Below are 26,655 nucleotides of genomic sequence, written 5' to 3'. Positions count from 1 at the left end.
GCTCGCTCGCGATGGACTCAAGAACGGCGCGTTTATTCAGAAAACACGCGTTATCGTTAACGTCCATCGCGAGCGAGCTCGCTCCTACAGGTATTACGCTCGGCGATTCCTGGTGCTCGATTTGTATCAGTGTGTATTTACTCTGACGATCTTACACAGCGTTACACAAGCGCCGGATCAGGACACATTCGCACTACATGAAGCTGAAAAAGTGGGCCACATCGCACATTCAGACGTTTTCCGATGAATAGCGATTTAGAAGAGCCCAAAAACCTCAGCAGGAACCCGCAATGATCAATCAAATCGACACCGTGCTATACACCAGCAAGACCCGCACGACCGGAGGCCGTAACGGCGAGTCGCGAAGTGACGATGGACGTCTGGATATCAAACTTTCCGCAATCGGATCTTCAGGCAGCGGCACCAATCCCGAACAACTGCTGGCCGCAGGTTGGTCAGCCTGCTTCATCGGCGCCATGGGTAAAGCGGCGGTTGCATTGAAAGTGACTTTGCCGACCGACGTCGCGGTCGATACCGAAGTGGACCTGGGCAAGACCGAAAACGCCTTTTTCCTTCAGGCGCGTCTCAACGTGAGTCTTCCGGGCCTGGATCCTGTTGTTGCGCGGGCGGTAGTGGATGCAGCGCACCAGACCTGTCCGTATTCGAAGGCCACCCGTGGCAACATCGACGTCGTCATTAACCTGGTTTAGTCCGAGCGACAAGCGCGGCCTGCCATTGCGGCAGGCTGTGCTGGTTACCGCTTACTGAACGTTTTTCAGCTTGACCACATCACCGGACACCTTGGTGGTGTAACCGGTCAGGACCCAGGCCCAGAACCAGTTTTCCTGCACCTGGGTGTTGATCAGTGCGTCGCCGCCCTTGGCCTTGATCGCCGCGTCTTGCGCGCGAACGAAACGGCTGTTCTGGCGGATCGGGATGACGCCGAACAGCAGCAGGCCGGTGGCGCTCGCTTCACTGTGGCCAACGACGGTGTATTGGCTGGCGTCGTATTGCCGGGTCTTCATTGGCGCGCCGGTGCAACCTGCCAGAACCAAACCGAACAGGGAAACGGCAACCACTTTGCTGAGGTAATTCACTGAGTCACTCCATGGGAAAACGCCCGGGATCCATCTCTCGAGCGGCGCACACTTTAGCGGAGGTAGTGGCCAATTGGTATCAGGCCAGACGAGTACCCGACATCAAGCCTTCGGTGAGCAGTGAAACCAGTGGCTGAACCCTATGTTGCGTGCGAGCGTCATCACCGATCACGGCCACTTCGGTCGACTTCAAACCGCTTCAACGAAAACGCCGACAAATCCAGATCGCTGCCGCCACGCGCTGTACTGTTCCGTAGCGACTTTCAAACCGTCTTTGCACTGGCAACGACCCCTTCATTGGACATACCATGCCGCGCATTCACTCCATCCCCATCAGCAAACGGCGGTAACAGCATGATCGAGGTCACCGAGGTTTCCATTGCCGAACTGCGAGCGGCGCTCGAATCCGGCCAGACCACAGCGGTTGAACTGGTCCAGGCCTATCTCGCCAGAATTGACGCCTACGACGGCGCCGACACGCCCACCGCCCTCAACGCGGTGGTGGTGCGCAACCCTGATGCGCTCAAAGAAGCGCAAGCGTCCGATGCCCGGCGAGCGAAGGGCGAAACGTTGGGGCCACTCGATGGCATTCCCTATACGGCCAAGGACAGTTACCTGGTCAAGGGGCTGACCGCCGCCTCGGGCAGTCCCGCCTTCGCCAACCTGATTGCTTATCGCGATGCGTTCACCATCGAACGGCTTCGCGCCGCCGGGGCAATCTGCCTGGGCAAGACCAACATGCCGCCCATGGCGAACGGCGGCATGCAGCGCGGCGTTTATGGCCGCGCGGAAAGCCCCTACAACGCCGGCTATCTCACCGCGCCTTTCGCCTCGGGTTCGTCCAACGGTGCCGGCACCGCAACCGCCGCCAGTTTCGCGGCTTTCGGCCTGGCGGAAGAAACCTGGTCAAGCGGCCGCGGCCCTGCCTCGAACAATGGGCTGTGTGCCTATACGCCTTCGCGCGGGGTGATCTCGGTGCGCGGCAATTGGCCGTTGACGCCGACGATGGACGTGGTTGTGCCGTTCGCCAGAACCATGGCTGACCTGCTCGAAGTGCTCGATGTGGTGGTGGCGGAAGATCCCGACACCCGCGGCGACCTGTGGCGGATGCAACCCTGGGTGCCGATTCCGAGTGTCACCTCGGTGCGCCCCGCTTCCTATGCCCAATTGGCCGCGAAGCCCGATGCCCTCGCCGGCAAGCGCCTCGGTGTTCCGCGCATGTTCATCAACGCCGATCCCGAAGCCGGCACCAGCGACGCGCCGGGGATTGGTGGGCCAACGGGACAGCGCATCAACACCCGGCCTTCGGTGATTGCTCTTTGGGAAGAGGCACGCAAGGCCCTCGAAGCCGCGGGCGCCGAAGTGGTCGAAGTCGATTTCCCGCTAGTCTCCAATTGCGAGGGTGATCGTCCGGGCGCACCGACGGTGTTCACGCGAGGTCTGGTGTCCAAAGAGTTCCTGCATCATGAGTTGTGGGACCTGACAGCCTGGGCGTTCGATGATTTCCTGCAGGCCAACGGCGATCCGAAACTGAACCGCCTGGTCGACGTCGACGGGCCGCTGATTTTCCCCCACGACCCGGGCACCTTGCCCAACCGCGAAGGCGACCTCGTCGCGGGCATGGACGAGTATGTGCGGATGGCCGAGCGTGGCATCACGCCGTGGGACCGGATCACCACCGTTCCCGACGCTCTGCGCGGGCTTGAACAGACCCGTCGCATCGACCTTGAAGACTGGATGGATCGGCTGGGCCTCGACGCGGTGCTGTTCCCGACGGTGGCCGACGTTGCGCCGGCGAATGCCGATGTCGATCCGGCCTCCGCCGATATCGCGTGGAGCAATGGTGTCTGGGTCGCCAACGGCAACCTCGCCATCCGTCACCTCGGTGTTCCGACGGTCACTGTGCCGATGGGCATCATGCCGGACATCGGCATGCCGGTCGGGCTGACCTTTGCCGGTCGTGCCTATGACGATTCGGCGCTGCTGCGCTTTGCTTCGGCGTTTGAATCGACCGGATCGAAGCGCAAAATCCCGCCTCGAACCCCGCCGTTGTCGACCGGGAAATGATCGAAAGAACGGGATTGGGGCACAGGCTCCAATCCCGTTTTGTCATCAGATCCCTGTGTCACTGTCCGTGGTAATGCGACATGAACAATGATGGCCGTGAAAACGCGCTTGAATCGCAGGCAACGTCAAAGGCTCCGCCTACAGATTCGTCGGGCAAACCGGTGGATGTGGTCGGAAGGGATTTACAGGATAGAGACGGTGAAGCCGAAGGTGTCGATCAAACCAACACGCCCTCTTCCACCCGAGCCAAAGAGCAGGATGCCGAGGAGCTCAAGCGGAAAATAGACGAGATAGAACGCAAGGTCGCTGACGGTAATTAGCCACCGGTGTGGAGTGTTTTTCACGAGCTGGCGGGGTTGGTTGGATCTGTGGCTCTTCATCTGGCTGTGCAAGACTGCGCCTCGTGAAACGAGGCGCACGCAGATGGCGTTCGGCTTAGGCGCCCTGAAGAAACTCAAGGGTTTGCGCCGTGCTCCACAGCGCATTGGCGATGTAGCGATAGTTGATCAACGCCGCCAGATAACCATCACCTTCGGGGGTTGTCGGGCCGGCCGTCGCGTCCCGAACCACGGCCACTTCAAAACCGAGTTCCAGCAGTTCCCGAAGGTGCGACTCGACGCAGAGGTTCGCCGCCATGCCGGCCAGAATGATCTGCGAAACGCCATGCTTGCGCAGTTGCAGTGCCAGGTCGTTGGTTTCCGGACCGTACACCTTGTGCGGGGAAGCAATAATGGTTTTGCCATCCAGAATGTAGGGTTTGTACTCGGGCATGAAGTCGGCGCCGGAGTTTTCGAAACCGTCGAGGCTCAGCGGCCCCTTGCGATCAAACATGCAGATGCTGTGCATGACCTTTTCGAGTGGCCCACCGAAATGCCATTCGTGGTCACACGGATAGTAGTAGTGCGGAGAAACCGCGACCGTGATCCCGGCACTCTTTGCTGCGGCAAACAGCTGACCAATGTGCTTGACCGTATCGTGCTCGACAATGCTTTTGCCAAACACGGACCAGCTGACTCCCTCCGGGCTGAGGAAGTCGATTTGCGGATCAATGACCACCAGCGCGGCGCGGCCGAGGTCCAGTTTCATACCGGGGTCCGGCAAGGCCGGCTCCGTCGGGTCGGCATACGGGGAAATGATGTGAGGTAAAGGGTTGCTCATGGCGGAAGACTCCGGTCGACTATAGGAATTAACGCGTTCCGCCATGGCGCCCGGGAGGGCCGTTGTCTACCATCGGCGAGAACGTCATCCTATTGCCGCGCACAGCTTCGCTTTTGCCAGGACGTGCACAGTCTTTACCCGGTCGTCCCTATCATGGATATCCTCTCCGAATTCTTCGAACGCACCCATCTCCAGGGCCGGCTGTTCTTCTCCGGCCGGGTCGACGGCACGCTCATGCTCGACAAGCCACCGGGCATGGCGTTCATCCACGTCATCAGTCAGGGCGGTATCGACATGATTCAGCCCGGGCTGCCGAAGATATCGATTGCCGAACCCAGCGTGCTGTTTTGCCCGAGCAGCTGTCGATACCAGTTGCGCTCAAGTTCAGCGCAAGGCGCCGAGCTGGTCTGCGCCTCGTTCCAGTTCGGGCGCAACTCGCTTCAACCCTTCCCTCTCGGCCTCAAGGAAACGCTGGTGTTCCCCATCAGCAGCCTGGAAAACATCGCACCTGTGATCGGCTCGCTGATCGGCGAATTTCAGGATCAGGCACCCGGCAGAACCAAGGCGCTCAATCTGTTGCTCGAATACATCTTCGTGCTGCTGGTGCGGCGCTCCGTCGTGGAGCAAAAAATTTCCAGCGGCCTGCTCTATGCCTTGCAGGACGGGCGCCTTGGTGCGATGTTCAACCGCATTCACCAAGAGCCAGAAGCCCCCTGGACCGTCGAAAAGCTGGCAGCGCTGGCACACATGTCCCGCTCGAAATTCTCGGCGTACTTCACCCGGATCATGGAGGCCTCACCGATGGGCTATGTCACCGCGTGGCGAATGAAAGTCGCCCAGGACTTGCTTCGCGATGGTGTTCAAATCAAAGTCATCGCTGCGTCGGTCGGGTACAGCTCGCAAGCGTCTTTCTCCAGAACCTTCCTGAGCGTGGTGGGCTCGCCCCCCGCCGAATGGCTCAAGCGTGATGCCAGTGAGGAGGTTCCCCTGGTGACGGCGCGCGTGCAGCAAAGCGAGTCAGACGACGCACTTTAAAATGACTTGATCTTCCAGCCCAAGAGAGCAAAAACATGATCACTTGTTATCTGAAGTACGTACTTGACCCCTACCAGATCGAAGCGTTCGAACACTACGGAAAGCTGTGGATTCCACTCGTTGAAAAGTTCGGCGGCCAGCATCACGGCTACTTCCTGCCATCCGAAGGCGCGAACAATATCGCCATGGCGATGTTCAGCTTTCCAAGCCTTGCTGCCTACGAGCGCTACCGACAGGATTCCATGAACGACCCGGAGTGCATCGCGGCGTTCAAGTACGCTGAAGAGACAAAATGCATCCTCAGTTATGAGCGCAGTTTCTTCAGGCCCGTGTTTGGCGATCAGGCGCAGCAACCGGCCTGATGTCGGTCGGCAGTGTGTAGCCCTCACCCCGGAGAGATCGCATGTGTTCTTCTTACAAAACCGCACGATCCTGGCTGCAGTCACTGCTGTTCCTGAACATCGTCATCCCCGCCATGACCAGCGCCGAGCCACGGCCAGAACACATGGTTTATCTGCGCACGATTAATCCCACCATCGAGCAAGACATTCGCTACGCCGGCGCCCACAACTTTACCGGCCACCCACTCGACGGTTACGCCGCTGCCGAGTGTCTGTTGACGCTTGACGCCGCCAAGGCGCTCGCTCGGGTTCAAGCATCGTTGCGTGCGCAGGGTTATGGTTTGAAAGTCTTCGACTGTTATCGACCGAGTCGCGCTGTCGCCGATATGGGAAGTTTCGCAAAGGAGCCCGGCGACCCACGCAAGGCCGAGTTCTACCCGCGTGTGGACAAGCAGGATTTCTGGCGCCTGGGGTATGTGGCGCGGGTGTCGAATCACTCCAGAGGCTCGACCGTCGACCTGACACTGACCGGCCCGAAGGCGCCGCCCGCCAAAGCCTGGACGCCTTCGGCCGCGCAGGTCGATTGCACGGCGCCCTATGATCAGCGCTGGCATGACGGCGCACTCGACATGGGCACCGGGTTCGATTGCTTCGATGAGCGCGCGCATACCGCCAACCCGACGATCAACGCGACCGCGAAAGACAACCGTCAGCGGCTAAGCAGTGCCATGGAAAAAGAAGGGTTTTCCGGGTACTCGACAGAATGGTGGCACTTCACTTACGCAGGCGCCGGGGCGCCGAACAACGTCATGGATTTCCCGATCACGCCGCTCAGCGCCAGCGAAGCACTCGACACCAGCCATCAGCTGATTGTGGTCACCAGCAAAAACTGGGATGACATCCAGGGCACCGCCCAACGCTATGAACGGGATGGCAAAACTTTTCGAAAACTGGGCAATGCGTTTGCGGTGGTGGTCGGCAAAAACGGCATGGCCTGGGGCAAGGGTTTGAGCAACGTTGAACCGGGCGACGGTCCGGTGAAACGTGAAGGTGACGGAAAAGCGCCGGCCGGAGTATTCAAGCTCGGAACGGCATTTGGCTACGACAATACATACGAGACAAAACTGCCTTACCTCACCCTGACACCGGCCATCGAATGCGTGGACGACAGTCACTCCGCACACTACAACGAACTGGTCGACGGCTCGAAAATCTCAAAGGACTGGAACAGCGCCGAACGCATGCGCAGCGAGGAAGGCTATCGCAAAGGCATTTTTATCGAGCACAACACACCGGCGTCCCCCGCCTCGGGCTCGTGCATTTTTTTCCACATCTGGCGCAGCCCGACCTCGCCGACGGCGGGCTGCACGGCCATGGATCAGGCGGACATTTCCCGATTGTTCGACTGGCTCGACCCTCGCCAGTCTCCCCTGCTGGTGCAAATGCCCGAGGCGCAATATGAGCGCTTCCGTGAACGTTGGCACCTGCCACAAAGGTGATCAATCAACCTGCTTCAGATCCAGGCAGTAGGTGTAGTAACCCGTGTCACGCACATAGCCCAAGGATTCATACAAGCGCTGTGCCTGATGATTGTCCGTGGCCGTTTCCAGCACCATGCCTTTGGCGCCGGTCAACACCGCGAAGGACCGAGCGGTGTTCATCAGCAACGTGCCGACCCCGCGCCCTCGGGCGGCGGGTGCGGTGAACAGGTCGCCGAGCAGCCAGGTGCGATGCGCGTCGATGGAAGAAAAAGTCGGGAACAACTGAACGAAACCCAGCGCTTCGCTGGTGGCGTCCCGGGCGAAGAAGATCACGGATTCATCCCGGGCGAGGCGTTCGGCGATAAAGTCGCGTGATTGCGTCAGGTTTGAGGGCTGGCCGTAGAAACCTCGATAGGCGTCGAACAGGCTGGCAATATTGTCGAGGTGGGTGGCGTCGGCGCGATGGACCTGGACATCCATGAGAGGGGTCTCCGTGAGGCGGCAGTGGTGTGTCGGGCGATGTCGATAAACGGCGTGACGATCAGGCTGTAGACCGTCTGGTAACGCTCATGATCCTGTTCACCTGTGCCGAACCGAAGGATTTCGGGCTTCGGCGTGGTGACGTAAAGCGTACCGAACATCCAGTCCCACAGTGACAGGTTGATGCCAAAGTTGAGGTTGAAATGTTGCGGTGCATCGCTGTGATGAATCTGGTGCTGGGCCGGGCTGTTCAGCACATGTTCGAACACAGGCCCGAACGAAAACCAGACATGGCTGTGACGCAGGTTGGCTGCCAAAGCATTGAGGATGAACACCAGATAGGTCACGCCAAACAGGGTATAACGGCTGATCTCGCCGCCACAGGCGTACCAGAAGACGCCGGCATAGGCGCCGATGCCGATGATCGTCGACAGCCTGTCGACAATCTTCTCCACGAAATGAACCCGGCTGGCCGTCGCCGGCACCAGCACAGGTGCCGAATGATGGACTTTGTGAAATGCCCATAGCCATCGGGAATGGAAGGCGCGGTGCGCCCAGTAGCTCATGAAGTCTCTCACCAGAAAAACGCCGAGGCCGTAGAGCAAGGACAATGACAGGTTCTGCTCCACTTGCACCCGCGCGCCCCACAGGTTGGTGAAAAAGGCGATGTAGTCTCCGGACCGCAGGACGAGCGGGTCCACCAGTCCGACAATGGGCAACACCAGCGCGACTTTGAGGATCGCCCGCACAAAGTAATAGCGGTAATCGAGCAACGCCGAACGATGGAAATACACCCGGCGCCCGCCGATGAACTCTCCAAACGACCGCGCGTCGGTGAGATTTCGATGTTTCCGGAAAAGGAACAGGGCGTAGGCGATGCTGTACGACGTGAACAGAAACAGTAAGCCCATGCGTCCATTCAGATCGAAAAGGCCCAGAAACTGCTGCGTGACGGGCCCGATCACCCAATCGGTCAGACCGTTATAGAGCAGCGTAAGAGCATCCACGTTAGGCTCGCCTCCATCAAAGCAAGATCATTACAAAATCACACCGTAACCGAGAACGGTTCTTAGTTCCAGTTCCAGCCTCTACACGTCCCACCCACGCGGAGTTGAGGGCAGCCTCCTCGCCACACTAATGCTGTTCACTTAAGAGAATTTTGAATCAGAGAAGCCTGTGGCGAGGGAGCTTGCTCCCGCTTGACCGGGCTGGCGCTCCAGTGCGTAGCACTCACAAAAATCGACAATGATTGTCAGATTTTTGGGGCCGCTACGCAGCCCAGCACGAGCAAGCTCGCTCGCCACAGGGTTTGTGGCTGGCTGTATGGACCGGGGACATACAGTAGGAGCGAGCTTGCTCGCGATGGACGTAAACGATAGCCCGTGTACTCTGGATACACGCGCCGCTCTTGAGTCCATCGCGAGCAAGCTCGCTCCTACAAGGGAATTAACGTTTCGGGCGCTAGTAGGTGATGTCCGCCACAGGCATCACGTCAATTCGCGCCACCGAACCGGTCAAATGAGCCAGGTCCTTGTTGTGCTCGGCGATGATGTCTTCGGCCGCGAGGTTTCCGTTGTTGACGGTGGAGTGAGCGTCAGCCGCCAGCACCACGTCGTACCCCAGTTGCAGGGACTGACGCACGGTGGCGTTGACGCAATAGTCGGTTTGCAGGCCGCAGATGACCAAGCGTTCGAAATCCTGCACCGGCAACAGCGTTTGCAGGTTGGTCTGATAGAACGAATCCGGTGTGGTTTTGCGTACACGCCAATCCTTGGGTGATGTTTCCAGCCCTTCGGCCAGTTGCCAACCGTCGGCGTTATGCGCCAGCGGACTGCCGTCTTCTTCGTGCTGAACAAACACGACCGGAACCCCTGCATCACGGGCGCTGGCGCTGAGACCGTTGATACGTTCGATGACACGCGCAATCTCGAAGCACTCGTACTCTCCAGTGCATAGAGCGTGCTGGACGTCGATGATTAACAGTGCGGAGGTCATGGTTCTTTCCTTGATATATCGGTGAGTCAGGGGGCAGAAAGTCTGTCCCCTTCCAAAAACAACCCTCAATAACCAAGCGACAACCCGGTGTTGCGACGCGGATCGTTCGCGCCGTAGAAGCGGTTCTTGCCCACCGGCTTCCCGTCCAGCGACGGCGCCCCGACCAGGATGGCCGCGATATGGTTGGCATCCTGCGGCCCGGCGAACTTATGCCCCCAGCTTTCGAGCAGCTTCACCGTGTCCGGGCTGGTGGTGAACGTCTCCAGGTTGGTCTCTTCCGGCAACCACTGCTGGTGGAAACGCGGCGCATCCACCGCCTCCTGGATGTTCATGCCGTAGTCGATCACGTTGAGGATGGTCAGCAAGGTCGCGGTGATAATGCGGCTGCCACCCGGCGTGCCGACAACCATCACCACTTTGCCATCCTTGGTGACGATGGTCGGGCTCATGGACGACAGCGGTGCCTTGCCGGGCGCGATGGCGTTGGCCTCCCCTTGCACCAGGCCGTACATGTTCGGTACGCCGATTTTCGAGGTGAAGTCGTCCATTTCGTCGTTGAGAATGACCCCGGTTTTGCTGGCCATGACGCCGGCGCCGAACCAGTCGTTCAAGGTGTAGGTCACCGAGACCGCGTTGCCCCATTTGTCGACGATCGAGTAATGGGTGGTGTTGCTGCCTTCGTGGGGCGCTACGCCGGGTTTGAGCTCGCGGGACACACCGGCCTTTTGCGGGTTGATGGCGGCGCGGATTTTGGTCGCGTAGTTTTTATCCAGCAGATGCGCGATCGGGTTCTTCACGAAGTCCGGGTCGCCGAGGTAGCTGTTGCGGTCCACATAGGCGTGGCGCATGGCTTCGATCTGGTAATGCATGCCCTGCGCCGAGTGGTAGCCCAGGTCCTTCATCGGGTAGCCGTCGAGGATATTCATGATCTCGCAGATCACCACGCCGCCGGAGCTTGGCGGTGGTGCCGAGACCACGTGGTAGCCGCGATAGTCACACTCGATCGGCGCCAGTTCGCGGGTCTTGTATTTGTCGAGGTCGGCCTGGGTGATGATGCCCTTATTGGCGAGGCTGGAGGTGACGATGGCGTCGGCTACCCAGCCTTTATAGAAACCGTCTGCACCTTTTTCGGAAATTTCCCGCAGGGTTTTACCCAAATCCTTTTGAACGAGTTTCTGCCCGACTTGCATCGGCTCGCCGTTGCTCAGGAAGATCGCGCCGGAATCCTTGATGTCCTTCTTGAACACGTCGGTGGCGTAATCCAGCAAATCGACATCGCCCTGCTCCAGCACAAAGCCGTCTTCAGCAAGCTTGATGGCCGGGGCGATCACTTCCTTGCGCGGTTTGGTGCCGTACTTGCTCAGCGCCAGTTCCATACCGGATACCGTGCCCGGCACACCGACGGCCAGGTGACCACGGGTGCTGAGGTCCGGGACGACATTGCCCTCCTTGTCGAGGTACATGTCGGCGGTCGCGGCCAGGGGGGCTTTTTCGCGGAAGTCGAGGAAGGTCTTGCGCCCGTCCGCCAGTTGAATGGTCATGAAACCGCCGCCACCCAGGTTACCCGCCGCGGGATACACCACCGCCAGCGCATACCCGACCGCGACGGCGGCATCCACGGCGTTGCCACCGTTCTTGAGCACATCCACGCCCACATGGCTGGCCAGATGCTGGGCGGTGACCACCATGCCGTTTTCGGCTGCGACGGGCGCGACGGAGGCCGCGTGGGCCATCAGGCAGCTGAGCGCCAAGGAGGTCGCGATGAGCGATTTGGCAAAAGGTTCGAACTTCATGAGTCGGTCTCTTTTTGTTTTTAGGGTCGGTAAAAAAACAGAGATAACGTTTCAAGAGCAGTACGCAGTATGGCTGGGATTACGTATTGCGCCTCCCGATCAGGCAGTATGCTTGCCCCCCCTGCTCACCTGTTTTCGGAGTTCGCCGGCATGACGTTTACCTTCACCACCCTGGCCTCCCCGGTCGGCGAATTGAAGCTGGTTGCGAACGGTTCAAGACTGGCGGCCATCCTCTGGGAAAACGACAAACCGAACCGTGTGCGGCTTGGTCCGATGAGCGAAGCCCCGGACAACCCGATCCTTGTCCGCGCCCGACAGCAGCTGACGGAATACTTTGCCGGCACACGAAATCGCTTCGATCTGGAACTGGATTTCGCCGGGACGGACTTTCAGAAGAAGGTGTGGCAGGCGCTATTGACCATTCCGTTCGGCGAGACGCGCAGCTACAGCCAGATTGCCGAGCAGATCGGCAACCCGAGCGCGGTTCGCGCGGTGGGGGCGGCGAATGGCAAGAACCCGATCTCGATTGTTGCGCCGTGTCATCGGGTGATTGGCACGTCGGGGAAACTGACAGGATTTGCGGGTGGGCTTGAGGCGAAGGAATGGTTGCTGACGCTGGAAGGCGGCCATTGGGGCGGAACGGGAAGACTGGAAGGCTTTTGATTTCGTAGGAGCTGCCGCAGGCTGCGATCTTTTGATCTTCCGGCGTTCGCAAAAACGCTAAAAATCAAGATCAAAAGATCGCAGCCTGCGGCAGCTCCTACGGGGATTGTGTACGTTTGTTAAGCCGTGAAGATGTTTTTCATCGCCGCATACTGCAACAGCATGATGGTCTTCGCATCGCAGATTTCGCCGCGATAAAACGCCTCGAGCGCCTCATCGAACGACCACTCCAGCACTTCCAGTTCTTCGGTCTCTTCCTCCAGCCCACCACCCTCGCCCACCTTCGAGGCAGCGTCGTATTCGGCGATGAAGAAGTGCAGTTTTTCAGTCACCGAGCCGGGGCTCATGTAGGCCTCGAAGACCTTCTGCACATGGTGCACGCGATAACCGGTTTCCTCTTCTGCTTCATCGCGTATGCGCTCTTCCGGCGCGGCACCTTCAAGCAACCCTGCCGCCACTTCGATCAGCAAACCGTCGTGGTCGTTGACGAATACCGGTAACCGGAACTGCCGCGTCAACACGACGGTTTTCTTTTCCCGGTTGAAGAGCAGAATCGCCGCGCCATTGCCACGGTCGTAGACCTCGCGAGTCTGGCGCTGCCATTCGCCGTTGTTGCGCTGGTAATCAAAGGTGATTTTCTTCAGCAAGTACCAGTCGTGGGACAACACCTGTGACTCGATGATGTTGACCCGCTCGGCTGTGTTCGGCATGACAAGGCGTCCTTATATCGTCAGAAGACGCCCATCTTAGACGAAAAGACCCTCATGAAAGTTGAGCCTTGTATTCCTTCTCATATTGCCCGGCGAGCGTTTCTTTCTGCTTGTCGTCGAGCAACTTGCCGGCCATCTGGAAGAACTTCTGCTCTTCCTCTTCCAAGTGGTGATGGACCTTCTCGGAGAGTTTCTTCGCGGTCGCCAGCCAGGCCGGGCTGGACATCTCGGTCTCGTCGAGTTCTTCCATCATTTCGTCCATCTCGTGGTGTTCGGAAATCGCATGACGGCTGAGGTCGACGCCGTTGTCGAATTCCATCAACGGGATATAGAAATGCCGCTCTTCAGCGGTTTCGTGCGCCTGGAGTTCGGACTTGAGCTGTTTGTACGCCTCGACGCGTTCCGGGGTGTCGCCGCTGGTCTTGATCAATGCATTGGCGTAGGTGCGTTGGCGTTCATGGCTTTCGCGCAAGGCTTCAAAAATGTTCAAGGCGTGAGGCCCTCATCGGCTGCGTTCTGGAATGACGCTGTAAAGGCTAGACATCTGCGCGCTGGCGACGGTTCCTCTGTTCATCGGGAATAGAACAATCGTCGCGAACCGGATACGCTCGTGCCCCACCGCCATAAGGATGTAGCTGATGACACTGACCATCGAACTGTCGCAAAACCCGACACCGGAAGATCGCGAGGCGATCCTTGCACCGTTGCGGGCCTACAACGTCGCGCAAGCGGGTGACGGCAAAGCGCAACCGCTGGCCTTGCTGGTGCGCGATGACCAAGGTGAAATCCTTGGCGGGCTGTATGGACGGTTTTTCTATCAGTGGTTGTTTATCGAGTTGCTCTCGGTGCCGGAACAGGGCCGAGGACAAGGCATCGGCTCCAGACTGATGCAGATGGCCGAAGACCTGGCACGGGAAAAGGAATGCGTGGGGATCTGGCTGGACACCTTCGACTTTCAGGCGCCGGAGTTTTACAAGAAGCTGGGCTACAGCGAACTGGGCCAGATCGTTGACTACCCGCCGGGTCACAAGCGCTTCTTCTTCCAGAAGCGCCTGAGCAACTGATCAAGCCCCATTTACCTGATCGACACCGCCGCTCCCACAGGGGTACTGCGTCAACCCATCAGATCAGAGGCAGGTCGCCAGTGCCGCCAACCGGCGCTTGGCGACAAAGTCGTCATGCTGCGCGTAGTAACTCAACGCCGTACCCGACGCATCGGTGGTCACGTCCACAAAGGACTCCGCCGATCGCGTGTAGACAGTCGACCCGCCCTTCTTGCCCGGTTGCAGATACGCGCCCGCATCAACGCCGAACACCGCCTCGTCCTGCCAGGCGAACTGCACGCACTGGGCAACGACCTTTTCCGGTTTGTCCGACGTCAGGGTTTTGTACGGGGTTCCGGTACGGGCATCGTTCATTACCGATCCCGCACATCCCGCCAGCAACGTTGCGGCCAGCGCCACCATCAGAATTCGCATTGCATGTGCTCATCAAGAAAAAGCGGACTGTATCACCGTGGGCTGGCGTATCGTTCTGCTTTACTGCATTTATACCGCGACACCGCGCAACGATTCGCGCACCCTGTCGCGCCAAACGCTGCATCGCCCTTATTTCCGGGCCCATTTTTCTGGAACGTCCATGACACCCAACGCCGAATTTTACAAACCGACTGCTGAATATGCCGACAAGCTGATCAGCCAGATCGGCCAGACACCTTCGTGGATCGCCAAACGAATCGGCGTCACCGACAAGCGGATTCGTTACATCCTCGACGGCGAACGCACCGTCAAGGGCGAAACCACGCCGATCCAGATGACCTATTGCGAACAGTTTGCCCTCGAATGCCTCGCCGCAGCGGCCAAGGCCAAGAAACAATCTTCGTAACCCATTCTCAAGGAGCGACCATGGCGGCAACCGAACAGCAACACGAGCAGGCGCTGCAGAAGTTTCTCGATGAGCGCCCCGAGCTGCGCCACGCACTCGACAACCTCAACCCGCTGCTAGCCCAGGCCAAGGGTGAAACAGCGGAGCAATTCCGCGACGAGCGCTTGCATGAAGCGTTCGAAGCCGAGGCCGAACAACTGGGGTTGTTCGCCTGGGAGCTGACCCTGCAACTGACCGCCGCCACGCCTGAAGAGTATGAAACCCGGCGTCTGGAAGTGCACAGGGAAGTGGCCGAGATGGCGGGGATGGACTGGCTGGAGTATTGCGAGTTGTATGGATTGGGTAAGTAGCTGTCGCTGATCGAGGCTATTGCTACAGATGGCGTCTGCGACCACGATCTCACTGTAGGAGCTGCCGCAGGCTGCGATCTTTTGATTTGCTTTTAAGATCAAGATCAAAAGATCGCAGCCTGCGGCAGCTCCTACAGATCACCTCCCCCGGGAAAGCCCTTCGCCGCCCCGGCGATAAAGCTTTATCATGGCCGCAGTTTCGCTGATCGAGTCCGTCATGAAGTTCGCCATCGCGCTGTTTTCCGCCGCCCATGCACCCTCCTCGCGCCGCGCCTTGCTGTTCGCCCAGGCTGCGCTGGCCGGCGGGCATGAAATTGTCCGGCTGTTTTTCTATCAGGATGGCGTGTACAACGCCTCCGCCAGCGTGGTCACGCCGCAGGATGAACAGGATTTGCCCAAGCAATGGCGTGCGTTTGTCACCGAGCACCAGCTGGACGGCGTGGTCTGCATCGCCGCCGCCCTGCGCCGTGGTGTATTGAACGAAGAAGAGGCCGGGCGCTATCAGCGTGAAGCCATTGCGGTCGGCGCGCCGTGGGAATTGTCCGGTCTCGGCCAGTTGCATGACGCAGTGCAGGATGCCGACCGCCTGATCTGCTTCGGAGGTGCGTGACATGCCGAGATCCCTGCTGATTATCAGCCGTCAGGCACCGTGGTCCGGGCCGAATGCGCGGGAAGCGCTGGACATCGTGCTCGCCGGCGGCGCGTTCGACCTGCCGATCGGCTTGCTGTTTCTCGATGACGGGGTGTTCCAGCTCGCCGCGAAACAGGACGCCAGGGCCCTGCAACAAAAAGACCTGAGCGCCAACCTGCAAGCGTTGCCGATGTTCGGCGTCGAAGACCTCTTCGTCTGTGGCGACAGCGCCGCTGAACGCGGTCTGGACCCGACAGGTTTGGCACTCGAAGAAGCCCAGGTGCTGGCCGCCGACGAAATCACCGCCCTCATTGACCGTTACGACCAGGTGATCACCCTCTGATGTCGACTTTGCATGTGTTGTCTCATTCCCCGTTCGGCGACGATCGCCTGACCAGTTGCTTGCGCGTGATCGGCGCGAACGATGCGCTGCTGCTGACCGGCGACGCGGTGTATGCGTTGCGCCCTGGCACCGCGCCTTTCAGTGCGCTGAATGATCGCACCCCGACGCTGTTCGTGCTGGCCGAAGACGCCCAGGCACGCGCGCTGGAGATTCCTGACATGGCCAAGGCCATCGACTATCCCGCCTTCGTCGAGCTGTCGATTCACTACGACAAGGTCAACAGTTGGCTATGAATTCACTGACCGTCGGCGCTCGCGCCATCGAGCTGGACAAGGATGGATTCCTGGTTGAACTGAGCGACTGGTCCAGCGACGTGGCCACCGCCCTCGCCGCCGCCGAAGACATCGAGTTGAGCCCTGACCATTGGGAAATCCTCGAACTGCTGCGCAGCTTCTACGCCGAATTCCAGCTATCCCCGGCCACTCGCCCGTTGATCAAATACACCGCTTTGAGGCTCGGCCCGGAAAAAGGCAACAGCCTGCACCTGAACCGACTGTTCAAAGGCACCCCTGCCAAACTCGCCGCGAAACTGGCGGGCCTGCCCAAACCGACGAACTGCTTATGACCGACTACCCAGCGCTGACCCTCAAAACCCCCGCCGAGCACCCTTTCGCTCAATTTGTGCGGATCCTCGGCAAAGGCAAGCGCGGCGCCCGCGACCTGACCCGGGAAGAAGCTCGCTTAGCCATGGGCATGGTGCTTGACGACAAGGTCGAGGACACCCAGCTCGGTGCGTTTCTGATGCTGTTGCGGCACAAGGAAGAAAGCGCCGAAGAAATGGCCGGGTTCACCGAAGCCTTGCGTGAACGTTTGCAGGCACCGGCGTTGAATGTCGATCTGGACTGGCCGACCTACGCCGGCAAGAAGCGTCATCTGCCGTGGTATCTGCTGGCAGCCAAGTGCCTGGCACAAAATGGCGTGCGGATTTTCATGCACGGCGGCGGCGCACACACCGCCGGGCGGCTGTACAGCGAGCAACTGCTGGATGAACTGAAAATCCCGTTGTGCCGCAACTGGCAACAGGTTGGATCAGCCCTCGATAACGGTGGCCTGGCGTTCATGCCGCTGGTGGATTGGGCGCCGCAACTTCAACGCATGATCGACCTGCGCAACACCCTCGGCCTGCGTTCGCCGATCCATTCCCTGGCGCGAATTCTCAACCCGTTGAATGCTCGCTGTGGCCTGCAAAGCATTTTCCACCCCGGCTATCAGGCGGTGCACCGCGATGCCAGCGGCTTGCTCGGCGACACCGCAATCGTGGTCAAGGGCGATGGCGGCGAGATCGAGATCAACCCGGACGCCGACAGCCACTTGTACGGCACCACCGGCGGCGAGAGCTGGGATGAGGAATGGCCGCAGCTTTCGAGCCAGCGCCACGTCAAACCCGCCTCGCTCGACCCCGAGCATTTGAAAGCCGTATGGCGTGGCGACGTGGTCGACAGCTATCCGCAAATGGCGCTGATTTCGACCATGGCCCTCGCCCTGCGCGGCCTCGGCAAGAATCCCGAGCAAGCCTTTGCAACCGCCCAGCAGTATTGGGACGCTCGGGACGGATCGATTTAACCGATCATAAGCCCCCAACCTTTGCGCTTTTTTATCGAACCCATCCGAATAGACTCCTCTCCAACGCTTATCGGTTGAGGAGTCTTGAACATGGGTTTGTTAGTTGAAGGTCGCTGGCATGACCAGTGGTACGAAAGCAGCAAGGACGGCGCATTCCAGCGTGAGCAGGCGCAACGTCGCAACTGGTTGACCGCCGACGGCAAACCCGGCCCGACCGGTGTCGGTGGCTTTGCGGCCGAAGCGGGTCGCTATCACTTATACGTGTCCCTCGCCTGTCCGTGGGCGCATCGCACGCTGATCCTGCGCAAACTCAAAGGCCTCGAAAGCCTGATCGACGTGTCGGTGGTCAGCTGGTTGATGCTGGAAAACGGCTGGACCTTCGACAAGCACTTTGGCTCGACCGGCGACAAGCTCGATAACTTCGACTTTATGCACCAGCGCTATACCGCGGATACCGCCGACTACACCGGCCGCGTCACCGTGCCGGTACTCTGGGACAAACAGCAGAATCGCATCGTCAACAACGAGTCGGCGGAGATCATCCGCATGTTCAATGGCGCGTTCGATGACTTGACCGGCAATGACCTGGATTTCTATCCGGCGCCGTTGCGCGGCGAGATCGATGCGCTGAACGAACGGATTTATCCAGCGGTGAACAACGGCGTGTATCGCGCGGGATTTGCGACGTCACAGAAGGCTTATGAAGAGGCGTTCGATGATGTGTTTGCCGAGCTGGATCGACTGGAAACGCTGTTAGGCGCCAATCGTTATCTGGTGGGCGAATACCTGACCGAAGCGGACATTCGGCTGTTCACCACGCTGATTCGCTTTGATGCGGTGTACCACGGCCACTTCAAGTGCAACCTGCGGCGGATTGCCGATTATCCGAACCTGTCGAACTGGCTGCGGGAGATTTATCAGTGGCCGGGGATTGCCGGGACGGTGGATTTCGAGCACATCAAGCATCACTACTATGGCAGCCACAAGACCATTAACCCGACCGGGGTCGTGCCGAAAGGGCCGGCGCAGGATTTCACGGCACCACATGATCGGGCGCGGTTGAGTGGGAAAGGGGTTTGGCGCAGGGCCTGAGGTTTGTGCCGTTTTTGAGGCCCCCAATCGCTAGCAGGCTAGCTCCTACACTGGATTTGTGTCGTTCACAAATCCCCTGTGGGAGCTAGCCTGCTAGCGATTGGAGCGACTCGGTGTTCAGACCTGCCCCTGAGCCCCTTCAAACCAAGCCAGTTTCTCGCGCAATTGCACCACTTCCCCAACAATCACCAGCGTCGGCGCATGCACTTCATGCTCCGCCACCAGCCGTGGAAGATCGGCCAACGTGCCGGTAAACACCCGTTGATTGACCGTGGTGCCCTGCTGGATCAACGCCGCCGGGGTATCCGCCCCGCGACCATGCTTGATCAACTGCTCGCAAATGATCGGCAAGCCCACCAGCCCCATGTAAAACACCAGGGTTTGCGCGGGTGCGACCAGATCGGCCCAAGGCAAATCGGTGGAACCGTCCTTCAAGTGGCCAGTGACAAATCGCACCGACTGCGCGTAATCGCGGTGGGTCAACGGAATCCCGGCATACGCCGCGCAACCGCTGGCCGCCGTGATCCCCGGCACGACCTGGAACGGAATGCCATGGGCCGCCAATTCTTCGATCTCTTCACCGCCGCGTCCGAAAATAAACGGATCACCGCCCTTCAACCGCACGACGCGCTTGCCCTGTTTGGCCAGATCCACCAGTTGCTGGTTGATCTGATCCTGCGGCACGGCGTGATCGGCGCGACGCTTGCCGACATAGACCCGCTCGGCATCGCGACGGCATAACTCCAGAATCGCCGGTGCCACCAGACGGTCATACAGCACCACATCGGCTTGCTGCATCAGGCGCAAGGCGCGGAAGGTCAGCAGATCCGGATCACCTGGACCCGCACCCACCAAATAGACTTCGCCAGTGGCGACAGGTGCTTCGCCATCGATTTTTGCCTGCAACAGACGCTCGGCTTCGGCGCCCTGCCCGGCCAGTTGCCGGTCGGCAATCGGGCCCTGGAAGACATCTTCCCAGAACGCCCGGCGCTGCTGTACATCCGGGAACAGACCTTTGACCTGGTTGCGAAAACGCGCCGCCAGGCCGGCCAGTTGACCGTATGTTGAAGGAATCCAGGTTTCGATTTTCGCGCGGATCAGACGCGCCAGCACCGGCGCATCGCCGCCGCTGGACACGGCGATGATCAGCGGCGAACGGTCGACGATCGCCGGGAAAATCACGCTGCACAGCGCAGGCGCATCCACCACATTGACCGGCACGCAACGGCGATGGGCATCGGCGGACACCTGCGCGTTCAGAGGCTCATCGTCGGTAGCGGCAATGATCAGCCCGCAACCCTCCAGATCCGCTTCAACGTAACCACGCAACAGGCACTCGCCACCGCTGCCGGAAACCAGCTCGCGCAGTTGCGGTTCGATTTCAGGCGCGACCACCCGCAGCAGCGCACCGGCTTCGGCCAGCAGGCGGGATTTGCGCAAGGCAATCTCCCCCCCACCGACGACCAACACACGACTGCCGCGAAGGTTGTGAAACAGCGGCAGATAATCCATTTAGCCGATGACCTCAAGGCCACCCATGTACGGTTTCAGCACGTCAGGCACACGGATCGAACCGTCGGCCTGCTGGTAGTTTTCCAGCACGGCCACCAGGGTACGACCGACCGCCAGGCCGGAACCGTTCAGGGTGTGAACCAGCTCAGGCTTGCCGGTTTCCGGGTTGCGGAAACGCGCCTGCATGCGACGGGCCTGGAAATCGCCGCAGTTGGAGCACGACGAAATCTCGCGGTACTTGTCCTGGCTCGGAATCCACACTTCCAGGTCGTAGGTCTTGACCGCGCTGAAGCCCATGTCGCCGGTGCACAGCGCCAGAGTGCGGTAAGGCAGTTCCAGCAGTTGCAGAACTTTCTCGGCGTTGGCGGTCAGGCCTTCCAGCGCTTCCATCGAGGTCGACGGCTCAACGATCTGAACCATCTCGACTTTGTCGAACTGGTGCTGACGAATCATGCCGCGCGTGTCGCGACCCGACGCGCCGGCTTCGCTGCGGAAGCACGGGGTATGGGCGACGAACTTGATCGGCAGCAGTTTCGAATCAACGATTTCGCCGGCGACGATGTTGGTCAGCGACACTTCTGCAGTCGGGATCAGGTACAGATCGGCTTCGCCTTCGCGAGCGATCTTGAACAGGTCTTCTTCGAATTTCGGCAACTGACCGGTGCCTTGCAGCGCCGGCGCCTGGACCAGATAAGGCGTGTAAGCCTCTTCGTAACCGTGCTCGGTGACGTGCAGGTTGATCATGAACTGCGCCAGGGCACGGTGCAGACGTGCGATCGGGCCGCGCAACAGGGCGAAACGCGCGCCGGACAGCTTGGCGGCAGTTTCGAAATCCAGCCAGCCGAACTTCTCGCCCAAGGCGACGTGGTCCTGAACCGGGAAATCGAACGCGGTCGGGGTGCCCCAGCGGCGCACTTCGACGTTGCCGTCTTCGTCATCACCGATTGGCACGGACTCGTGCGGCAGGTTCGGGATGCCGAGCAGGATCGAGTCCAGATCGGTCTGGATCCCGTCCAGCTCGACTTTACCCTCGCTCAATTCGTTGGCCATGCGCTCGACGTCGGCCATCAACGGCGCGATGTCTTCGCCACGCTGCTTGGCCTGACCGATGGATTTGGAGCGCGCATTACGTTCAGCCTGCAGTGCTTCGGTGCGGGTCTGGACGGTCTTGCGCTGTTCTTCCAGCGCTTCGATGCGCGCAACATCCAGCGTGTAGCCACGGGATGCCAGGCGGTCCGCTACGTCCTGAAGGTTGCTACGTAACAGTTTGGAATCGAGCATGTCGGTCTCTCGTTATCAAAGTTTGGTCAAGGACAGGCCAGCCCAGGTGGCGAGCAGCCCGCCGAATACACTGATGGCAGCATAGCCCAGGGCCAGCGGCACCTGCCCGCTTTCCAGCAGGCGCACCGTATCCAGTGAAAAGGATGAAAAAGTCGTCAGCCCCCCGAGGAAGCCGACAATCAGCCCGGCGCGCACTTCAAAAGGCACCTCCGGGCGTATCAAAAACAGACCGTATAGAACGCCGATCAGCAAACAGCCGACGATATTAACGGCCAGCGTCGCGGTATAGAAGTGCCGCGGCCAATTAGCATTGATCCAGTTACCCGTGGCGAAACGCAACAGCGTGCCGGCGATCCCGCCGATGGAAACCGCAACGATCAATGGAAGCACTATTTTCTCCGCTGCCGGGGGCTGAGACGGTCAAGTTGTGCAAGGTGATTGAGCTTCTCGCCGATCTTAAGCTCCAGGCCGCGCGGCACCGGCTGATAGAACGGCTGCGGCTCAAGCGCTTCGGGGAAGTAGTCTTCGCCGGCGGCGTAAGCGTCCGGTTCATCGTGGGCATAACGGTATTCGTCGCCATAACCGAGTTGCTTCATCAGCTTGGTCGGCGCGTTGCGCAGGTGCAACGGCACTTCGAGCGAACCGTGTTCGGTGGCGCTGCGCATGGCAGCCTTGAAACCCATGTACACCGCGTTGCTTTTCGGCGCGCAAGCCAGATAGGTAATGGCCTGAGCCACCGCCAACTCGCCTTCCGGGCTGCCGAGGCGCTCCTGCACTTCCCAAGCCGCCAGGCAAAGGCTCAGGGCGCGGGGATCGGCATTGCCGATGTCTTCGCTGGCCATGCGCACCACGCGCCGCGCCAGGTACAACGGATCGCAACCGCCGTCGATCATCCGCGCGAACCAGTACAACGCGCCATCCGGATTGGATCCACGTACTGATTTATGCAGCGCGGAAATCTGGTCGTAAAACGCTTCGCCGCCCTTGTCGAATCGGCGGCGGGTATCGCCGAGCAGACTTTGCAGCAGATCGACGCCGATCTCGCTGTTGTCTTCGGCGAGGTCCGAGGCGTTTTCCAGCAGATTAAGCAGCCGCCGGCCATCGCCGTCAGCGGCGGACAACAGCATCTGGAAACCTTCATCGCTGAGGGTCAGTTGCCGTTTGCCCAGGCCACGCTCTTCGGTCAGCGCGCGATGCACCAGTTTGCGCAGGGCCGCTTCGTCGAGGCTTTTGAGCACGTAGACGCGCGCCCGGGAGAGCAACGCGTTATTGAGTTCGAACGAGGGGTTTTCCGTGGTCGCGCCGATGAAAATCAGCGTGCCGTCTTCAACGTACGGCAGAAATGCATCCTGCTGCGACTTGTTGAAACGATGAACTTCATCGACGAACAGGATGGTGCGCTTGCCGTACTGACCGGCCTGCTGCTTGGCGATTTCCACCGCCTGACGGATTTCCTTCACGCCGGCCAATACTGCCGAGACCGTTTCGAAGTGCGCATCCGAGACTTCCGCCAGCAACCGCGCCAGGGTGGTTTTGCCCACACCCGGCGGGCCCCAGAAAATCATCGAGTGCAGGGCACCCTGCTCGAGCGCTTCGCGCAAAGGCTTGCCGCGAGCGAGCACGTGTTCCTGACCGACGTACTCGTCCAGATTGGCCGCGCGCAAACGGGCGGCCAGAGGCTGAGCAATCGGGGCACTGCGAAACAGGTCCATCACTGCTTATGAAACCTCACTATAAACACCGCAGCCACTGTAGGAGCGAGCTTGCTCGCGATGGTCGTCAACGATAACGCGGCATGCCTGACACCCCGCGGTGCCCTGAAGTCCATCGCGAGCAAGCTCGCTCCTACAAGGGTTCTGCTTTTTACTCTTGGATGACGTCCGCGCCTTTAGGGATGTCGAACTTGAACTTGGACGCCGGGATCGGCTCGTTGGCCCTCACGCCGGTAAACAAGATGTTGGTGCGCTGACCGACGCTGTCGATCAGTTGCATGTCATTGACCAGGCCATTGCGGAACGACAGGCGCAGGCTGTCGAACAGGGTGTCCTTGGTTTTCGGCTTCAAGGTGAAGTCGATCACGCCGCCGGCTTCCTTGGCGCTGATGGCGAAGCTCTGGCTGATCTTGGACACGTCACCGGACAGCAACAACGCCGGGGTCTGGCTCAAACGCAGATCGAGCGTCTTGATGGTGGCCTGTTCCAGGTCCGGGTCCCACAGCGTGACTTTCTTGCCGTCGGAAACCACGACTTGCTCGGCCGGCGCATCGGTGTGCCAGTAAAACAGGCCTGGACGCTGCAGCGACATTTCACCGGCCGTTTCCTGCAGCTGGGTGCCGCTGCCATCTAGGGTCAGCTGCGAGAAGCGCGCAGTCAGGGTCTGGGATTTTTCCAGCAGTTGGGTCAGACGCGCCACGTCCTTGTCATCGGCGTGGGCCGAGAGCGTGGTCAAAGCCAGTACCGGCAGCAACAGCATGCGGATAAGACGCATGGGAGTCCTCATAACATTCGTGGGAGTTCGGACGGCGCGTCACTGCGCCATCCTTTCAATTCAAATCAGTCGCGTACCGGGCCAGGCGCCAGGACTTCACGCGAACCGTTGGTATTCATGGACGTCACGACCCCGGCCATTTCCATGGCTTCGATCATGCGGGCGGCGCGGTTGTAGCCGATTTTCAGCTTGCGCTGAACCGCGGAGATGGACGCGCGACGGCTTTCCAGTACGAACTGCACCGCTTCGTCGTACAACGCGTCGGTTTCGGCATCGTCATCACCGCCACCGCCGCCATTCTCAAAGCCGCTGCCGGCCTCTTCGACACCGGCCAGGATCTCGTCGTTGTATTCCGGTGCGCCACGCAGTTTCCAGGCTTCAACCACCCGGTGAACCTCGTCATCGGACACGAACGCGCCGTGAACCCGAATCGGCAGACTGGTGCCCGGCGGCATGTAGAGCATGTCACCGTGGCCCAGCAGTTGCTCGGCGCCGCCCTGGTCGATGATGGTCCGCGAATCGATCTTGCTCGACACCTGGAACGCCATGCGCGTCGGGATGTTCGCCTTGATCAGACCGGTGATCACGTCAACCGACGGACGCTGGGTCGCGAGGATCAAGTGAATACCGGCCGCACGAGCCTTCTGGGCGATACGGGCGATCAGTTCTTCAACCTTCTTGCCGACGATCATCATCATGTCGGCAAATTCGTCGACCACCACAACGATGGTCGGCAGCTTGGTCAGCAGCGGTGCTTCGTCGTGAATGCTTTCACGCTTGTACAGAGGATCGGTCAGCGGCTCGCCGGCGTCCTGGGCTTCCTTGACCTTGGCGTTGAAGCCGGACAGGTTACGTACGCCCATCTTCGCCATCAGTTTGTAGCGCCGCTCCATCTCCGCCACGCTCCAGCGCAGGGCGTTGGCCGCGTCCTTCATGTCGGTCACGACCGGGCACAGCAGGTGCGGAATGCCTTCGTAGATCGACAGTTCAAGCATTTTCGGGTCGATCATGATCAGCTTGGCGTCTTCCGGGCCGGACTTGAACAGGATCGACAGGATCATCGCGTTCACACCCACCGACTTACCGGAACCGGTCGTACCGGCCACCAGCAAGTGCGGCATTTTGGCGAGGTCGGTGATGACCGGCTTGCCGCCGATGTCGTGACCCAGGGCCAGAGTCACCGGGGATTTGAAGTTGTCGTACTCAGGGGTCGACAGCACTTCGGAGAAGCGCACGATCTGACGGTCTTCGTTCGGAATCTCGATACCGACGGTGGTCTTGCCCGGAATCACTTCCACCACCCGCACGCTGGTCACGGCCAGGGAGCGCGCGAGGTCTTTGGCGAGGTTGGAGATGCGGCTGACCTTGACCCCGGCGGCGGGCTGGATTTCGTAACGGGTAATCACCGGGCCGGGATGAATCGAATCCACCGAGACTTCGACGCCGAATTCCTTGAGCTTGATTTCCAGCAAGTGGCCGACGGCTGCCAGGGATTCAGGCGAGTAATTGAGTTGTTTCTTTTCCGCAGGATCGAGAATCGAGATCGGCGGCAAGGTGCCTTCGACGGCGCTGTCGACGAACAGCGGCGCCTGTTTTTCCTTTTCCACGCGTTGGCTTGGCGCGGCGGGTTTCGGCGGAGCCGGCGCAATCACCGGCGGCACCTGCTTCTCGCGGTCCGACATGTGCTTGCTCAGGGCCTGCTCGCGCTCGATCAGGCGCTCCTTGACCTTGGCCTGCTCGCGTTTGTCGGTGACGGTCGGCGCAACCACGTCATGCACGCGATCGTCGACTTCACGCAACTGCGCAACCAGTTGCTTGCGCTCGACACGGGCCGCCCACCAGCGATTGGCGGCGCCCTGGAACAGTTCGAGCAGGTCGAGGGTGATCTTGCCGGTGACGTCCATCACCTTGAACCATGACAGGTCGGTGAACACCGTCAGGCCGAACAGGAACAGTGCGATGAACAGCAAGGTGCTGCCTTGAATGTTCAGCGCGTTCCTGGCCAGGTCGCCCAGGCTTTCCCCCAACGCACCGCCCGCACCGGCCGGCAGACCGGTCGGGGTATGGAAATGGATGTGGGCCAGGGCCGCGCCCGACAGCACCAGGAACACCAGACCGATCAGGCGCCACGAGAACAGCCAGCCGCTCCACTGCCACGGTTCGTGACGTTGACGGAAGATCTGCCAGGCCTTGATCGCCAGCAACATCGGGAAGATGTAGGCGAAGTAACCCAGCACCATGAACAGGATGTCGGCACTGTACGAGCCGACCGGTCCGCCGAAGTTCTGGACATCGTCGATCTTGCTGTTATGGCTCCAGCCCGGATCGTCCTTGCCGTAAGTCAGCAAGGCCATCATCAGGAACAGGCACAAGCCGCCGATGGCGATCAATGCACCTTCCTTGAGTCGGTAGTGCAAATGCTGGCGCCAGAGCGGAACGACGGCTGGTTTAGGTGCTGCGGTGGATTTCTTCAAAACGCTTCTTTTCCTGCGCCTATGGCGCGTCCATCTGTTGATGACTATAAAAAACTGCCCAATCCAGGCAGGTAAAAAAGTTAACAGGCGTAACTGGGACTACTTTTAACACTGCACTCCGGTTTTTATAAACACGGTATGCACTGAATATTCAAGTG

General features: G+C 59.8%; 31 protein-coding genes and 1 pseudogene. 17 read left to right on the top strand and 15 right to left on the bottom strand.

Annotation, left to right across the window (positions count from 1 at the left end):
* Positions 1 to 290 precede the first annotated feature (290 nt).
* Positions 291 to 710, top strand: coding sequence for an organic hydroperoxide resistance protein (locus ACYZTL_RS26120; RefSeq protein WP_461954158.1), 420 nt, complete (start codon positions 291 to 293; stop codon positions 708 to 710).
* A gap of 51 nt (positions 711 to 761) precedes the next feature.
* Here the strand turns inward: ACYZTL_RS26120 and ACYZTL_RS26115 are convergent, their stop codons facing one another.
* Positions 762 to 1,097, bottom strand: coding sequence for a hypothetical protein (locus ACYZTL_RS26115; RefSeq protein ID WP_461954157.1), 336 nt, complete (start codon positions 1,095 to 1,097; stop codon positions 762 to 764).
* Between the two features lie 354 nt (positions 1,098 to 1,451).
* On the opposite strand from ACYZTL_RS26115, the gene ACYZTL_RS26110 reads away from it, so the two are divergent.
* Entirely contained in the window at positions 1,452 to 3,164 is a 1,713-nt protein-coding gene (locus tag ACYZTL_RS26110; RefSeq protein ID WP_461954156.1) for an amidase, read from the top strand.
* 80 nt (positions 3,165 to 3,244) lie between these two features.
* The gene (locus ACYZTL_RS26105; protein ID WP_461954155.1) at positions 3,245 to 3,484 is read left to right on the top strand and encodes a hypothetical protein; all 240 of its coding nucleotides are present in this window, start codon (positions 3,245 to 3,247) and stop codon (positions 3,482 to 3,484) included.
* A 115-nt stretch (positions 3,485 to 3,599) separates the two neighbouring features.
* On the opposite strand, the gene ACYZTL_RS26100 is transcribed toward ACYZTL_RS26105, so the two are convergent.
* Entirely contained in the window at positions 3,600 to 4,322 is a 723-nt protein-coding gene (locus ACYZTL_RS26100; RefSeq protein ID WP_461954154.1) for a cysteine hydrolase family protein, read from the bottom strand.
* A gap of 153 nt (positions 4,323 to 4,475) precedes the next feature.
* Here ACYZTL_RS26100 and ACYZTL_RS26095 point away from each other — a divergent pair, with 153 nt between their 5' ends.
* From ACYZTL_RS26095 to ACYZTL_RS26085, 3 genes are read left to right on the top strand one after another with little or no spacing between them, the layout of a single operon-like run.
* Entirely contained in the window at positions 4,476 to 5,357 is an 882-nt protein-coding gene (locus ACYZTL_RS26095) for an AraC family transcriptional regulator (protein WP_461954153.1), read from the top strand.
* A 35-nt stretch (positions 5,358 to 5,392) separates the two neighbouring features.
* Positions 5,393 to 5,719 (top strand): NIPSNAP family protein, encoded by a 327-nt coding sequence (locus ACYZTL_RS26090; protein WP_461954152.1) that lies wholly within the window; start codon positions 5,393 to 5,395, stop codon positions 5,717 to 5,719.
* Between the two features lie 41 nt (positions 5,720 to 5,760).
* Entirely contained in the window at positions 5,761 to 7,197 is a 1,437-nt protein-coding gene (locus tag ACYZTL_RS26085) for a M15 family metallopeptidase (protein ID WP_461954151.1), read from the top strand.
* Here ACYZTL_RS26085 and ACYZTL_RS26080 read toward each other — a convergent pair whose 3' ends face one another.
* The 4 genes from ACYZTL_RS26080 to ggt all read right to left on the bottom strand — a co-directional run bounded on the left by ACYZTL_RS26080 (position 7,198) and on the right by ggt (position 11,447).
* A complete protein-coding gene (locus ACYZTL_RS26080) occupies positions 7,198 to 7,659 on the bottom strand; it encodes a GNAT family N-acetyltransferase (RefSeq protein ID WP_461954150.1) in 462 nt (153 codons plus the stop codon). It lies immediately after the preceding gene.
* Positions 7,560 to 8,666 (bottom strand): sterol desaturase family protein, encoded by a 1,107-nt coding sequence (locus tag ACYZTL_RS26075; protein ID WP_461954149.1) that lies wholly within the window; start codon positions 8,664 to 8,666, stop codon positions 7,560 to 7,562. The genes ACYZTL_RS26080 and ACYZTL_RS26075 overlap by 100 nt, the downstream gene beginning before the upstream one ends.
* A gap of 454 nt (positions 8,667 to 9,120) precedes the next feature.
* The gene (locus ACYZTL_RS26070; RefSeq protein ID WP_461954148.1) at positions 9,121 to 9,654 is read right to left on the bottom strand and encodes a cysteine hydrolase family protein; all 534 of its coding nucleotides are present in this window, start codon (positions 9,652 to 9,654) and stop codon (positions 9,121 to 9,123) included.
* A 65-nt stretch (positions 9,655 to 9,719) separates the two neighbouring features.
* Positions 9,720 to 11,447, bottom strand: a complete 1,728-nt coding sequence (gene ggt, locus ACYZTL_RS26065) for a gamma-glutamyltransferase (protein WP_461954147.1) — start codon at positions 11,445 to 11,447, stop codon at positions 9,720 to 9,722.
* Positions 11,448 to 11,597: 150 nt separating this feature from the next.
* Here ggt and ACYZTL_RS26060 point away from each other — a divergent pair, with 150 nt between their 5' ends.
* Positions 11,598 to 12,110 (top strand): methylated-DNA--[protein]-cysteine S-methyltransferase, encoded by a 513-nt coding sequence (locus ACYZTL_RS26060; protein ID WP_461954376.1) that lies wholly within the window; start codon positions 11,598 to 11,600, stop codon positions 12,108 to 12,110.
* A gap of 119 nt (positions 12,111 to 12,229) precedes the next feature.
* Here ACYZTL_RS26060 and ACYZTL_RS26055 read toward each other — a convergent pair whose 3' ends face one another.
* Positions 12,230 to 12,820: an NUDIX domain-containing protein gene (locus ACYZTL_RS26055; protein ID WP_461954146.1), complete on the bottom strand. Its 591-nt coding sequence runs from the start codon at positions 12,818 to 12,820 to the stop codon at positions 12,230 to 12,232.
* 52 nt (positions 12,821 to 12,872) lie between these two features.
* Positions 12,873 to 13,310 carry a hemerythrin domain-containing protein gene (locus ACYZTL_RS26050; protein WP_461954145.1) on the bottom strand — a complete coding sequence of 146 codons (438 nt, stop codon included), beginning with the start codon at positions 13,308 to 13,310 and terminating at the stop codon, positions 12,873 to 12,875.
* A gap of 148 nt (positions 13,311 to 13,458) precedes the next feature.
* Between ACYZTL_RS26050 and ACYZTL_RS26045 the strand changes: the two genes are divergently transcribed.
* Positions 13,459 to 13,884 (top strand): GNAT family N-acetyltransferase, encoded by a 426-nt coding sequence (locus tag ACYZTL_RS26045; RefSeq protein WP_461954144.1) that lies wholly within the window; start codon positions 13,459 to 13,461, stop codon positions 13,882 to 13,884.
* Positions 13,885 to 13,947: 63 nt separating this feature from the next.
* Here ACYZTL_RS26045 and ACYZTL_RS26040 read toward each other — a convergent pair whose 3' ends face one another.
* Positions 13,948 to 14,298, bottom strand: a complete 351-nt coding sequence (locus ACYZTL_RS26040) for a hypothetical protein (protein ID WP_008029480.1) — start codon at positions 14,296 to 14,298, stop codon at positions 13,948 to 13,950.
* A 160-nt stretch (positions 14,299 to 14,458) separates the two neighbouring features.
* Between ACYZTL_RS26040 and ACYZTL_RS26035 the strand changes: the two genes are divergently transcribed.
* The 8 genes from ACYZTL_RS26035 to ACYZTL_RS26000 all read left to right on the top strand — a co-directional run bounded on the left by ACYZTL_RS26035 (position 14,459) and on the right by ACYZTL_RS26000 (position 18,743).
* Entirely contained in the window at positions 14,459 to 14,704 is a 246-nt protein-coding gene (locus tag ACYZTL_RS26035) for a hypothetical protein (protein WP_084321269.1), read from the top strand.
* A gap of 20 nt (positions 14,705 to 14,724) precedes the next feature.
* Positions 14,725 to 15,054 carry a DUF6388 family protein gene (locus ACYZTL_RS26030; RefSeq protein ID WP_461954143.1) on the top strand — a complete coding sequence of 110 codons (330 nt, stop codon included), beginning with the start codon at positions 14,725 to 14,727 and terminating at the stop codon, positions 15,052 to 15,054.
* 217 nt (positions 15,055 to 15,271) lie between these two features.
* Positions 15,272 to 15,664, top strand: a complete 393-nt coding sequence (tusD, locus tag ACYZTL_RS26025) for a sulfurtransferase complex subunit TusD (protein WP_461954142.1) — start codon at positions 15,272 to 15,274, stop codon at positions 15,662 to 15,664.
* A gap of 1 nt (position 15,665) precedes the next feature.
* Positions 15,666 to 16,028: a sulfurtransferase complex subunit TusC gene (tusC, locus tag ACYZTL_RS26020; protein ID WP_461954141.1), complete on the top strand. Its 363-nt coding sequence runs from the start codon at positions 15,666 to 15,668 to the stop codon at positions 16,026 to 16,028.
* The gene (gene tusB, locus ACYZTL_RS26015; RefSeq protein ID WP_461954140.1) at positions 16,028 to 16,321 is read left to right on the top strand and encodes a sulfurtransferase complex subunit TusB; all 294 of its coding nucleotides are present in this window, start codon (positions 16,028 to 16,030) and stop codon (positions 16,319 to 16,321) included. The genes tusC and tusB overlap by 1 nt, the downstream gene beginning before the upstream one ends.
* Positions 16,318 to 16,653 (top strand): TusE/DsrC/DsvC family sulfur relay protein, encoded by a 336-nt coding sequence (locus tag ACYZTL_RS26010; protein WP_461954139.1) that lies wholly within the window; start codon positions 16,318 to 16,320, stop codon positions 16,651 to 16,653. Before tusB ends, ACYZTL_RS26010 begins: the two co-directional genes overlap by 4 nt.
* Positions 16,650 to 17,651 carry a glycosyl transferase family protein gene (locus ACYZTL_RS26005; protein WP_461954138.1) on the top strand — a complete coding sequence of 334 codons (1,002 nt, stop codon included), beginning with the start codon at positions 16,650 to 16,652 and terminating at the stop codon, positions 17,649 to 17,651. The genes ACYZTL_RS26010 and ACYZTL_RS26005 overlap by 4 nt, the downstream gene beginning before the upstream one ends.
* Before the next feature lie 90 nt (positions 17,652 to 17,741).
* Entirely contained in the window at positions 17,742 to 18,743 is a 1,002-nt protein-coding gene (locus ACYZTL_RS26000) for a glutathione S-transferase family protein (RefSeq protein ID WP_461954137.1), read from the top strand.
* A 117-nt stretch (positions 18,744 to 18,860) separates the two neighbouring features.
* On the opposite strand, the gene cysG is transcribed toward ACYZTL_RS26000, so the two are convergent.
* Genes cysG through ACYZTL_RS25980 form a run of 4 tightly spaced genes read right to left on the bottom strand, consistent with a single transcriptional unit; the run spans position 18,861 to position 23,248 of the window.
* Positions 18,861 to 20,255, bottom strand: coding sequence for a siroheme synthase CysG (cysG, locus tag ACYZTL_RS25995; RefSeq protein WP_461954136.1), 1,395 nt, complete (start codon positions 20,253 to 20,255; stop codon positions 18,861 to 18,863).
* Entirely contained in the window at positions 20,256 to 21,536 is a 1,281-nt protein-coding gene (serS, locus tag ACYZTL_RS25990) for a serine--tRNA ligase (RefSeq protein WP_461954135.1), read from the bottom strand.
* A 15-nt stretch (positions 21,537 to 21,551) separates the two neighbouring features.
* On the bottom strand, positions 21,552 to 21,926 hold the full coding sequence (gene crcB, locus ACYZTL_RS25985; protein ID WP_461954134.1) for a fluoride efflux transporter CrcB: 375 nt from the start codon (positions 21,924 to 21,926) through the stop codon (positions 21,552 to 21,554).
* Positions 21,926 to 23,248 (bottom strand): replication-associated recombination protein A, encoded by a 1,323-nt coding sequence (locus tag ACYZTL_RS25980; protein ID WP_461954133.1) that lies wholly within the window; start codon positions 23,246 to 23,248, stop codon positions 21,926 to 21,928. The genes crcB and ACYZTL_RS25980 overlap by 1 nt, the downstream gene beginning before the upstream one ends.
* Before the next feature lie 60 nt (positions 23,249 to 23,308).
* Between ACYZTL_RS25980 and ACYZTL_RS25975 the strand changes: the two are divergent.
* Positions 23,309 to 23,386 (top strand): annotated as a pseudogene (locus ACYZTL_RS25975) (YqgE/AlgH family protein); the annotation flags it as partial.
* A 13-nt stretch (positions 23,387 to 23,399) separates the two neighbouring features.
* Here ACYZTL_RS25975 and lolA read toward each other — a convergent pair.
* Complete coding sequence (gene lolA, locus ACYZTL_RS25970; RefSeq protein ID WP_461954132.1) at positions 23,400 to 24,023, bottom strand: outer membrane lipoprotein chaperone LolA; 624 nt, start codon at positions 24,021 to 24,023, stop codon at positions 23,400 to 23,402.
* A gap of 65 nt (positions 24,024 to 24,088) precedes the next feature.
* Entirely contained in the window at positions 24,089 to 26,497 is a 2,409-nt protein-coding gene (locus ACYZTL_RS25965; protein WP_461954131.1) for a DNA translocase FtsK, read from the bottom strand.
* Positions 26,498 to 26,655: the final 158 nt, after the last annotated feature.

The sequence above is a fragment of the Pseudomonas sp. LB3P81 genome, from assembly GCF_054897965.1.
This window is presented reverse-complemented; position numbering and strand designations above follow the sequence as displayed.

Bases quoted from the DNA above. Each gene is read 5' to 3' on its own strand.
- ACYZTL_RS26080 (WP_461954150.1), bottom strand. From the start codon at position 7,659: ATGGATGTCCAGGTCCATCGCGCCGACGCCACCCACCTCGACAATATT.
- ACYZTL_RS26085 (WP_461954151.1), top strand. From the start codon at position 5,761: ATGTGTTCTTCTTACAAAACCGCACGATCCTGGCTGCAGTCACTGCTG.
- ACYZTL_RS26105 (WP_461954155.1), top strand. From the start codon at position 3,245: ATGAACAATGATGGCCGTGAAAACGCGCTTGAATCGCAGGCAACGTCA.
- ACYZTL_RS26040 (WP_008029480.1), bottom strand. From the start codon at position 14,298: ATGCGAATTCTGATGGTGGCGCTGGCCGCAACGTTGCTGGCGGGATGT.
- ACYZTL_RS26005 (WP_461954138.1), top strand. From the start codon at position 16,650: ATGACCGACTACCCAGCGCTGACCCTCAAAACCCCCGCCGAGCACCCT.
- ACYZTL_RS26010 (WP_461954139.1), top strand. From the start codon at position 16,318: ATGAATTCACTGACCGTCGGCGCTCGCGCCATCGAGCTGGACAAGGAT.
- ACYZTL_RS26000 (WP_461954137.1), top strand. From the start codon at position 17,742: ATGGGTTTGTTAGTTGAAGGTCGCTGGCATGACCAGTGGTACGAAAGC.
- cysG (WP_461954136.1), bottom strand. From the start codon at position 20,255: ATGGATTATCTGCCGCTGTTTCACAACCTTCGCGGCAGTCGTGTGTTG.
- ACYZTL_RS26030 (WP_461954143.1), top strand. From the start codon at position 14,725: ATGGCGGCAACCGAACAGCAACACGAGCAGGCGCTGCAGAAGTTTCTC.
- serS (WP_461954135.1), bottom strand. From the start codon at position 21,536: ATGCTCGATTCCAAACTGTTACGTAGCAACCTTCAGGACGTAGCGGAC.
- ggt (WP_461954147.1), bottom strand. From the start codon at position 11,447: ATGAAGTTCGAACCTTTTGCCAAATCGCTCATCGCGACCTCCTTGGCG.
- ACYZTL_RS26090 (WP_461954152.1), top strand. From the start codon at position 5,393: ATGATCACTTGTTATCTGAAGTACGTACTTGACCCCTACCAGATCGAA.
- tusB (WP_461954140.1), top strand. From the start codon at position 16,028: ATGTCGACTTTGCATGTGTTGTCTCATTCCCCGTTCGGCGACGATCGC.
- ACYZTL_RS26055 (WP_461954146.1), bottom strand. From the start codon at position 12,820: ATGCCGAACACAGCCGAGCGGGTCAACATCATCGAGTCACAGGTGTTG.
- ACYZTL_RS26045 (WP_461954144.1), top strand. From the start codon at position 13,459: ATGACACTGACCATCGAACTGTCGCAAAACCCGACACCGGAAGATCGC.
- ACYZTL_RS25980 (WP_461954133.1), bottom strand. From the start codon at position 23,248: ATGGACCTGTTTCGCAGTGCCCCGATTGCTCAGCCTCTGGCCGCCCGT.
- ACYZTL_RS26100 (WP_461954154.1), bottom strand. From the start codon at position 4,322: ATGAGCAACCCTTTACCTCACATCATTTCCCCGTATGCCGACCCGACG.
- ACYZTL_RS26060 (WP_461954376.1), top strand. From the start codon at position 11,598: ATGACGTTTACCTTCACCACCCTGGCCTCCCCGGTCGGCGAATTGAAG.
- ACYZTL_RS26095 (WP_461954153.1), top strand. From the start codon at position 4,476: ATGGATATCCTCTCCGAATTCTTCGAACGCACCCATCTCCAGGGCCGG.
- lolA (WP_461954132.1), bottom strand. From the start codon at position 24,023: ATGCGTCTTATCCGCATGCTGTTGCTGCCGGTACTGGCTTTGACCACG.
- ACYZTL_RS26070 (WP_461954148.1), bottom strand. From the start codon at position 9,654: ATGACCTCCGCACTGTTAATCATCGACGTCCAGCACGCTCTATGCACT.
- ACYZTL_RS26110 (WP_461954156.1), top strand. From the start codon at position 1,452: ATGATCGAGGTCACCGAGGTTTCCATTGCCGAACTGCGAGCGGCGCTC.
- tusC (WP_461954141.1), top strand. From the start codon at position 15,666: ATGCCGAGATCCCTGCTGATTATCAGCCGTCAGGCACCGTGGTCCGGG.
- tusD (WP_461954142.1), top strand. From the start codon at position 15,272: ATGAAGTTCGCCATCGCGCTGTTTTCCGCCGCCCATGCACCCTCCTCG.
- ACYZTL_RS26035 (WP_084321269.1), top strand. From the start codon at position 14,459: ATGACACCCAACGCCGAATTTTACAAACCGACTGCTGAATATGCCGAC.
- ACYZTL_RS26120 (WP_461954158.1), top strand. From the start codon at position 291: ATGATCAATCAAATCGACACCGTGCTATACACCAGCAAGACCCGCACG.